This is a genomic window from Segetibacter aerophilus (genome assembly GCF_007991655.1).
GTDB lineage: Bacteria > Bacteroidota > Bacteroidia > Chitinophagales > Chitinophagaceae > Segetibacter > Segetibacter aerophilus.
On record NZ_BJYT01000005.1, the window covers coordinates 353,017 to 360,358 of the forward strand.

Genomic DNA, 7,342 nt, shown 5'->3' on the forward strand with positions numbered 1-7,342 from the left:
GGTTGATAAAAAATTTTATGGTAGCTAATTATGATTTTCAGTATGAGCCTAACAGAAGTAGGGTATCAATATAACAGCTAAGGTTAAAGTGTGTGGGAAGTTGTGGCAATTGAAAAACGCCCTGTTCTACTAACCAGCAAAGCGAAACAGTGATTATAGTTGAAAGCTAATTCCGCCCCAACTTTGTAAAAACCATTGTGCGACCTAAAGATTACTTTTTTTGATAGTTCTCAATAAAAGATGTCAGCTCATTTAACACACAAGGAGAAAAATATTTCTTGTTGGTTTCAGGGTCAACTGTACCATTAGACACAATGCCAACAACAGCACCCTGTACATCTACAAGTGGCGCACCACTCAAGCCGCCAAATTGTTCGGGAACCACGATTTCTTTCAACAATATTCGATGGCCAACTGTTTTCAAATATTCGAATTCATAAACACGTTGTTCACCACTTTCCATTTTCCGTGTCCATCCAACAACATAAAGTTTTTCGCCTGCTACCAAGGGCGTTGCCCTGGCGGTTAATACTTTTACTTTTGAATGATTAGCTTTTAGCGAGAAAATCAGCCAGTCATTGGTAAAAGTGGATTTGTCTTCCAACTGCTCCCTTTTATTGGTATTTAAAAGAGAATCTGTAACTACTACCTCAGCCTTTCTGTTCAACGGATACAGTGACCAACTCTTTATGATATTATCAAATGAAAGTGTTTTCATTTCCTCTGGCTTAATAACTTTTAACAGGTGTTTTGCTGTAACTGCAAATGTGTCCTGGTTGAATTGCAATAAAAAGCCACAGCTAAACCTCGGTTGGTCTAATTTGGAATTATAAAATTCAATGTTGTTCACCAACGCGATATTCTCGAAAACTTTGGTAGAGGTTTTCTCCTGGCCTGAGCAACCAGACATTACAAGTGTCGTAAATAAAGAAAAGAAGGATATTTTTTTCATTTAAGTTTTTATGTCGCACCAAGTTAATGTAACGCCTTAATTTTTATACATTCAATGTTAGCGGTAGTTCTTAGCTTAAATAGTAGGTATAATCATTAAATACTTCTTCCGATTTAATCGCTCCCGTCGCACTAAATAAACCCTGTCCTTCCGGATTATCAACTCCTGTTCCCAGCCATAATTCTGTTACATTATCAAGTCTTAAATGTTCAAGCATTTTTTCAATCAGTAACCTGCCGATACCCCTTCTTCTATAGGTTTCGGCAACCTCAATGTCGTATAAATAAGCTAAGTAGTTTGAACTATATAGAGATGGAAACCTGTAAGCTAAGGCGTATCCCAAAACAGAATTCTCGTTTGTAGCAGCGAGCAAATAACTTCTGTTATCATCGAGTAAAGTGCGCAAATGCTTTGGGGTAGGCAGTACTTCTTTTTTATCAGATTTATCAATGTGATTGACAAGAATGTCGTTTATAATTCCTAAATCTGACCTGCCCACTTTAATGATATTCATTCAATTAATTATTGTTCCGTAAACTCTAATGTTGGTCATTGCAATTGCCACTGAGATAAAAGTCATTGAGTAGTTGCGGCAATTGAAAAGCGTTGGTTTCAATTAACCATAAAAGCAAAATAGTCATTTAAAGGTTGAAAGCTTAAGACTGCTAATTCTATATATACAGTATTACGTAGGGGCTTTCCGCCCAATTTCACACTTGTCCGATTTTGTGAACTACTTGTGTCAGCAGCTTATTAAATTCACCCGCACTTTCAATCATTGGATAATGCCCGGTAGGTCCAACGTTAAACAAATAGTAAGGCACGTTATACTTCTTAAACCCTAGAGTGTCTGTAGGATGAAAATTACTATTTATTAAATAAATTGGTTTCTTCAACGATTTAAGTTTCTCGTCGATCGGATATTTGTCGTTTGTCTCTAAGATATCCACTGCTGTTACTGAGTCGACATTCATAAAATCACTGAGAACCCTTTTTCTTACTGCGCTGTCTGTAGAAGGCGAAAACAAAGATTGGTTGGCATACGCTAAAGTAACTTTTTTGTAATCGGCTCTCAGCTTCTTATATGCTTCGGAAATATCTTTCTTTAATTGAGGCGTTACTACAGTCCCAAAGTTTGTAAAATTATCGACCCCTACAACACCAATAACACGAGTTGGGTTTCTAAGTGCCGCTTCCACCGCAATTGCTCCACTCATAGAATGCCCGACAAGAACTACATTTTTTAAGTCCAGTTGTTTTATGATAGACGTAACATCATTGCCATATTCTTCAACTGTCCAGCTTTTTCTATTTTTCCCTGACTTACCGAAACCAGGAAGGTCTACTGTAACCACCCGGTACTCCCCGGAGAAAAAATCTATTTGATCTGCCCAATACTCCTTGTTGATGTTCCATCCGTGTATAAATAATAAAGTAGTGTCTCCAGTTCTACTATCGAAGTAATCAATACTTGCTCCCAGATTCTCCACCCTTATCTTTTCGGGGGAAGTAGCTTTAGACTTTGTGTCTGCGTTGCTACAACCATATTGTAAGAGAAATAGAACGATGATAAAAATGTTAGAACTGCTTTTCATGTAGCTTTTGGTTTTTGGCTTGAGAGGCAACTTTTAAGTGTTTATGAACTTGTCACTAATTGAAAACGTAAAGTTCAATTAACCACGAAACAAAATAGCGATTTAGAGTTGGATATGCCTTAGTAAGCCACAGTTTTATAAACAAGACACTGTTATGTCGGTTATTCTTCCGGCGAAGAACGGCAAGGCCAATTTTAAAGCCAGGTAACTTTTATGAATGGCGTCGAACAGACACTTAGAAAGAAGCAAGCTTGAAAAAGATTGAGCTGAGCGCAGGTTCTACAAAAACGCTTTTTACTAATAACTCGCATCATCCATTGACCAGCTTCATAACTTTTAGCGGAAGAATAAGTTGAAATTTAAAAGCGGTAATCAGCAGCCAATTGACGATCATATACCAGGTTCATAGTATTCTCGCCACCTGAACTAGTTGTTGACTTGACCTGAATAGAAATAGACTTCCCCTCATTGATCAACTTCCAAAACTCAGTTACTTTAAAATCTGCTTTCTTCGCATCTATATCGAACGATCTTACCGAGTTAACAGTCATAGTCCTGCCAAGATCTAACCACTTTGCAGTCGACTTTTCCCTTGGTCTTCCGACAAAAGTAGCCTCGCTTTCTTTGCCGTCGAAAATCAATTTCTCTTGTCTTATAACCAACTCCCCATCCGAAGAGGAGCTTGCTACATCTACAGTGAGAAAATCCCCAAGTCCAGCTATTTTCATTATTTTAGATCTCATACGATCTCCACCTCCGAATATGCAAAGAGGAAACTGTTGAACAGATTCACTTTTCGATACGTTTAATTTCCATTCACCAGAAAATCGATTGAAATCTTGCGCCATATTTGTCACCGTAAAGAATGCGGCTATTAACAAAAGAGCAGGCTTTTTACCAGCAAGTATTGTCAAGACGTGACGAAAGTAGCTCATGAATTAGCTTTTTTGAATTTAAAAGGTACTAACGTTTTTACGATATTTTACAATTCCCGGGATAAGTTTTTCGGTGTCTGTTGGTAGCAAGCAGATGCAAAAATGAACCGGCTAGTAAAATAGTAATTTAGAGTTGAGTGGTTGAATTCGCGCCACAAATTACTTGCATGAAGACTTTTGTGCTTCTGTTATACTATTGACTCACAAAATCTTTTTGTCTGTCACTGCAGATTTTAATTTTACCCGGATGTATTGCTGCAAAAGATTTGGATATATGTTATAAAGCAGGTTACACATTATTAAGATTATAACCCAACCGAATTTACTTTGAAGCCCTGCGTATATGGTGATCATCGTAAAAAATAAAAACAATGAAAAGTGGAATTTCTCAAAGAAATAAGTTTGGTAGTATTGTTTTTTTATAGAAGATTTTGTGTTGGAAAGGACTTTAAAATTCGCATACTTCTTTCTTAAAATTCTATTTAAAAAACTTCCGTTTTGGGTGAAAGTGTTTATATACCTAACCCCAATTCTTCTATACCAATGAGATCTTCTACTCAATTGTATTCTATCTAAAAATGAATTCGGAAAGAAGATTGGAATTAGACTAACTCCTAGCAGAATATAGGTTGTTTTTGGCCTTAGGAAAGTGTAGCAAAATATTGTTATTGGGATAAGAAACAAGGCTGTCCACAGCAAATTAGGGATCATGTTATAAATCCCCGCCATCCTTTTTATTTTTTGGAATTCCTTTCGTTCTTTCGAAGTCAATGTTAGTTATGATTTGTTCTAAGTTACGCTACCGCGTTGCAGCTAAAAAACAATTAGCAGCTGAACAAATGAAGAAATTCATGCTGGGAGAAAAAGCTGCACAAATTGTTTGAAAGTACAAGTGAGTGACACAACGATGTTGCCTTGAAATACAACTGCCCGATTCAAACAATTACTTCAATGCATTCTTGATCATCGGTGCTAATAGTTCTGACCACCTGGCGTATTGTTTTCCGGAAGGGTGGAGGCCATCATTTGCAACAAGAGCGGGATCGGTAGTGGCTTCACGTGAGGCGGGCGTAATGTCGACATAAGCGACGTTATTAGCGAGTGTAATTTGTTTATTGATCTCATTAAACTGATCAATCTCAAAACTGACGCGACCCTTGTCCGAAGGGGACACATAAGGGGTAGCGCTATAGTCGGGGATAGATAAAACAAATACCCGCGAAGGGCGGTTGGCAGCAAAGGCAATAGCCATGTTTAGCAACGTAGTAAAACGAATGCGATAGCTGCTTGTATCCATGTGCTGGTACTGATCGTTGACGCCAATTAGCAACGTTACAATATCAAAGTTTTTGGGAGGGTTCTGCGCGTTGATAGCATTAATAAGGTTAGCAGTCGTCCAGCCAGTGGTTGCAATATATTGGGGTGTTTCTACACTTATATTATTGCTGGCCAGTAGCCTGACGGTTTGTGCAGGAAACCGCTCACTTTCCTGCACGCTTTGCCCGATAGTATACGAGTCGCCGAGGGCGAGATATTTTAAACCTGCAGGGCTTGTTGTCTCGGTAGTGGGAGGATTGGCAGGAGAGCTGTTTATCATATTTTCTTTTCCGCAAGCAAAGCAAGCAAAAATGGTTAAAAGTAGAGAAATGGAGGTTTCAAATATATTAAGGTGCTTTTGCATAGTCGGCTAATTAGAAGAGATATACGGATAGCTTTTGTTAAATGTTTTTATTTAATATAAAAAGTTCAAGCCTTACTTTTGTAACCGCTTAAAAAAAACTAAACAACAAACCCATGGCGGAAAAAATTAAAGTAGCCAACCCGGTGGTCGAACTGGACGGCGATGAAATGACACGGATCATCTGGAAGTTTATAAAAGAAAAGCTGATACTGCCTTACCTCGATCTTGATATTAAATATTATGACCTTGGTGTGGAGTATCGCGATGAAACAAACGACCAGGTAACTGTTGATGCTGCAAATGCCATTAAGCAATATGGTGTAGGTATTAAGTGCGCAACAATTACGCCTGATGAACAACGTGTGGAAGAGTTTGGTTTAAAACAAATGTGGAAATCGCCGAATGGAACTATCCGTAACATTCTTGATGGAACAGTGTTTCGCGAGCCAATTGTGATGAACAATGTTCCCCGCCTGGTTCCTAACTGGACTGCACCTATTTGTATCGGTCGTCATGCTTTTGGTGATCAATATCGCGCAACAGATTTTGTTACAAAGGGCAAAGGAAAATTGACTATAAAGTTTGAAGGCGAAGATGGTACAAACCAGGAGTTTGAAGTATTTAACTTCAAAGGTGACGGTGTTGCTTTAGCAATGTATAATACTGACGAAAGCATTTTTGGTTTTGCAAGGGCATGCTTTAATCAGTCACTGATGAAGGGCTGGCCTTTGTACCTCTCCACAAAAAATACAATTCTTAAAAAATACGATGGACGCTTTAAAGACATTTTTGAAGAGGTTTATCAAAATGAATTCAAAGCCAAGTTCGATGCTGCCGGCTTAACTTATGAGCATCGCCTGATTGATGACATGGTTGCTAGCGCGTTGAAATGGAACGGCAATTTCGTATGGGCTTGTAAGAACTACGATGGAGATGTACAAAGCGATACTGTTGCGCAAGGTTTCGGTTCGCTTGGTTTGATGACATCAACTTTGGTTACACCTGATGGTACTGTAATGGAAGCTGAGGCTGCTCATGGTACAGTTACCCGTCACTACCGCGAGCACCAAAAAGGCAAGCCTACTTCTACCAATCCAATCGCATCCATTTTCGCCTGGACACGTGGTCTTGAGTTCCGTGGAAAGCTGGATAACAACCAGGAGTTGATCAACTTCTGTCATGCCCTTGAACAAGTTTGTATAGAAACTGTTGAAAGTGGTAAAATGACAAAGGACCTTGCGATTACCGTGAAAGCAAAAGTTGAACATGGTACTGATTACCTTTATACTGAAGAATTCCTTGATGCTTTAGATCAAAATCTAAAAGCAAAATTGGGTAAGTAAAACTTTATGATTTTATAAGATGCCGGGCTACTTGCCCGGCATTTTTGTTTTCCGTAGGTACTGCAAACCCTGTTTTTCTTGTCTGACTTTTTGTTATAATGGTACCAGCTTTTTGTACTATTGAGGATCATCGTTGCGTCGCAATCCTTTCGTCGGCATTGCTAATGGCAGCAAAAAGAATTCGCTTTTTTGTAAATGGCTTTTAAAGCAATCATTTTAGCTCAAGCCGCTGGGCTTCGTTATTGCAGCGGGACTCCACCCGCTTGTTTCTGAAAACCGCTTCGCTGGTTTCAGAATGCCTTCGCCTTCGCTCGGCACCCAACCGGCTGATGTCCCTTATGCAATAACTGTTGTCATGGAGAAGATTATGGTGTAAAAACGTTAAATAGCTCGGGGACGCCTACTAAATTTTCTTTATTTCGAAAAAGGAGCATAAAAAAGCACGAACCTAGTGCGGCTTTAATCTGTCTGAGTAGCCTTGCAGCAAACTTCAATCTTCAAATGACCTCATAAAAAGAGCGTTAAGAAAATTTGTATGACCGACGTTAAGAAATGAAACAGATGTTACTAACGGTTGGGCTTATTCGCTGCCAGTAAGTCGCACTAAAGCACGAAAAAGTTCTTCTGTTGTGACTTGTTTCATTTTAGGCGGGCATGCAAATTTTTAGCTTTTTTTATGCAGTCTTGAATTTTTGGTTCTTTTGTTTCAAGACAAAAGAACATCAAAACATGGATTGGAGTATAGCTATAATCAGAGAGTAGAATACAAATTCTAAATAGGAGATTAACATGAAGTCAAAAGCTCAAGCCGCTGGGCTTCGTTATTGCAGCGGACT

At 38.8% G+C, this 7,342-nt stretch carries 7 protein-coding genes; 1 reads left to right on the top strand and 6 read right to left on the bottom strand.

Annotated elements, in window-relative coordinates; translation table 11 throughout:
- Positions 1-211 precede the first annotated feature (211 nt).
- The 6 genes from SAE01_RS08800 to SAE01_RS08820 form a co-directional block, all read right to left on the bottom strand.
- The gene (locus SAE01_RS08800; RefSeq protein WP_147203379.1) at positions 212-952 is read right to left on the bottom strand and encodes a trypsin-like serine protease; all 741 of its coding nucleotides are present in this window, start codon (positions 950-952) and stop codon (positions 212-214) included.
- Between the two features lie 70 nt (positions 953-1,022).
- Positions 1,023-1,466 carry a GNAT family N-acetyltransferase gene (locus tag SAE01_RS08805; RefSeq protein ID WP_147203380.1) on the bottom strand — a complete coding sequence of 148 codons (444 nt, stop codon included), beginning with the start codon at positions 1,464-1,466 and terminating at the stop codon, positions 1,023-1,025.
- 196 nt (positions 1,467-1,662) lie between these two features.
- Positions 1,663-2,547 (bottom strand): alpha/beta fold hydrolase, encoded by an 885-nt coding sequence (locus SAE01_RS08810; protein ID WP_147203381.1) that lies wholly within the window; start codon positions 2,545-2,547, stop codon positions 1,663-1,665.
- A 359-nt stretch (positions 2,548-2,906) separates the two neighbouring features.
- Entirely contained in the window at positions 2,907-3,482 is a 576-nt protein-coding gene (locus tag SAE01_RS08815; RefSeq protein WP_147203382.1) for a hypothetical protein, read from the bottom strand.
- A gap of 201 nt (positions 3,483-3,683) precedes the next feature.
- Positions 3,684-4,211 carry a glycosyl-4,4'-diaponeurosporenoate acyltransferase CrtO family protein gene (locus SAE01_RS25200; protein ID WP_371860455.1) on the bottom strand — a complete coding sequence of 176 codons (528 nt, stop codon included), beginning with the start codon at positions 4,209-4,211 and terminating at the stop codon, positions 3,684-3,686.
- A gap of 214 nt (positions 4,212-4,425) precedes the next feature.
- Positions 4,426-5,079: an SGNH/GDSL hydrolase family protein gene (locus SAE01_RS08820; RefSeq protein WP_170234120.1), complete on the bottom strand. Its 654-nt coding sequence runs from the start codon at positions 5,077-5,079 to the stop codon at positions 4,426-4,428.
- Between the two features lie 197 nt (positions 5,080-5,276).
- On the opposite strand from SAE01_RS08820, the gene SAE01_RS08825 reads away from it, so the two are divergent.
- Positions 5,277-6,506: an NADP-dependent isocitrate dehydrogenase gene (locus SAE01_RS08825; RefSeq protein WP_147203384.1), complete on the top strand. Its 1,230-nt coding sequence runs from the start codon at positions 5,277-5,279 to the stop codon at positions 6,504-6,506.
- Positions 6,507-7,342 lie beyond the last annotated feature (836 nt).

Excerpts from the sequence above, each read along its gene's own strand:
- SAE01_RS08810 (WP_147203381.1), bottom strand. The coding sequence starts at position 2,547 with ATGAAAAGCAGTTCTAACATTTTTATCATCGTTCTATTTCTCTTACAA.
- SAE01_RS08800 (WP_147203379.1), bottom strand. The coding sequence starts at position 952 with ATGAAAAAAATATCCTTCTTTTCTTTATTTACGACACTTGTAATGTCT.
- SAE01_RS08815 (WP_147203382.1), bottom strand. The coding sequence starts at position 3,482 with ATGAGCTACTTTCGTCACGTCTTGACAATACTTGCTGGTAAAAAGCCT.
- SAE01_RS25200 (WP_371860455.1), bottom strand. The coding sequence starts at position 4,211 with ATGGCGGGGATTTATAACATGATCCCTAATTTGCTGTGGACAGCCTTG.
- SAE01_RS08805 (WP_147203380.1), bottom strand. The coding sequence starts at position 1,466 with ATGAATATCATTAAAGTGGGCAGGTCAGATTTAGGAATTATAAACGAC.
- SAE01_RS08825 (WP_147203384.1), top strand. The coding sequence starts at position 5,277 with ATGGCGGAAAAAATTAAAGTAGCCAACCCGGTGGTCGAACTGGACGGC.
- SAE01_RS08820 (WP_170234120.1), bottom strand. The coding sequence starts at position 5,079 with ATGATAAACAGCTCTCCTGCCAATCCTCCCACTACCGAGACAACAAGC.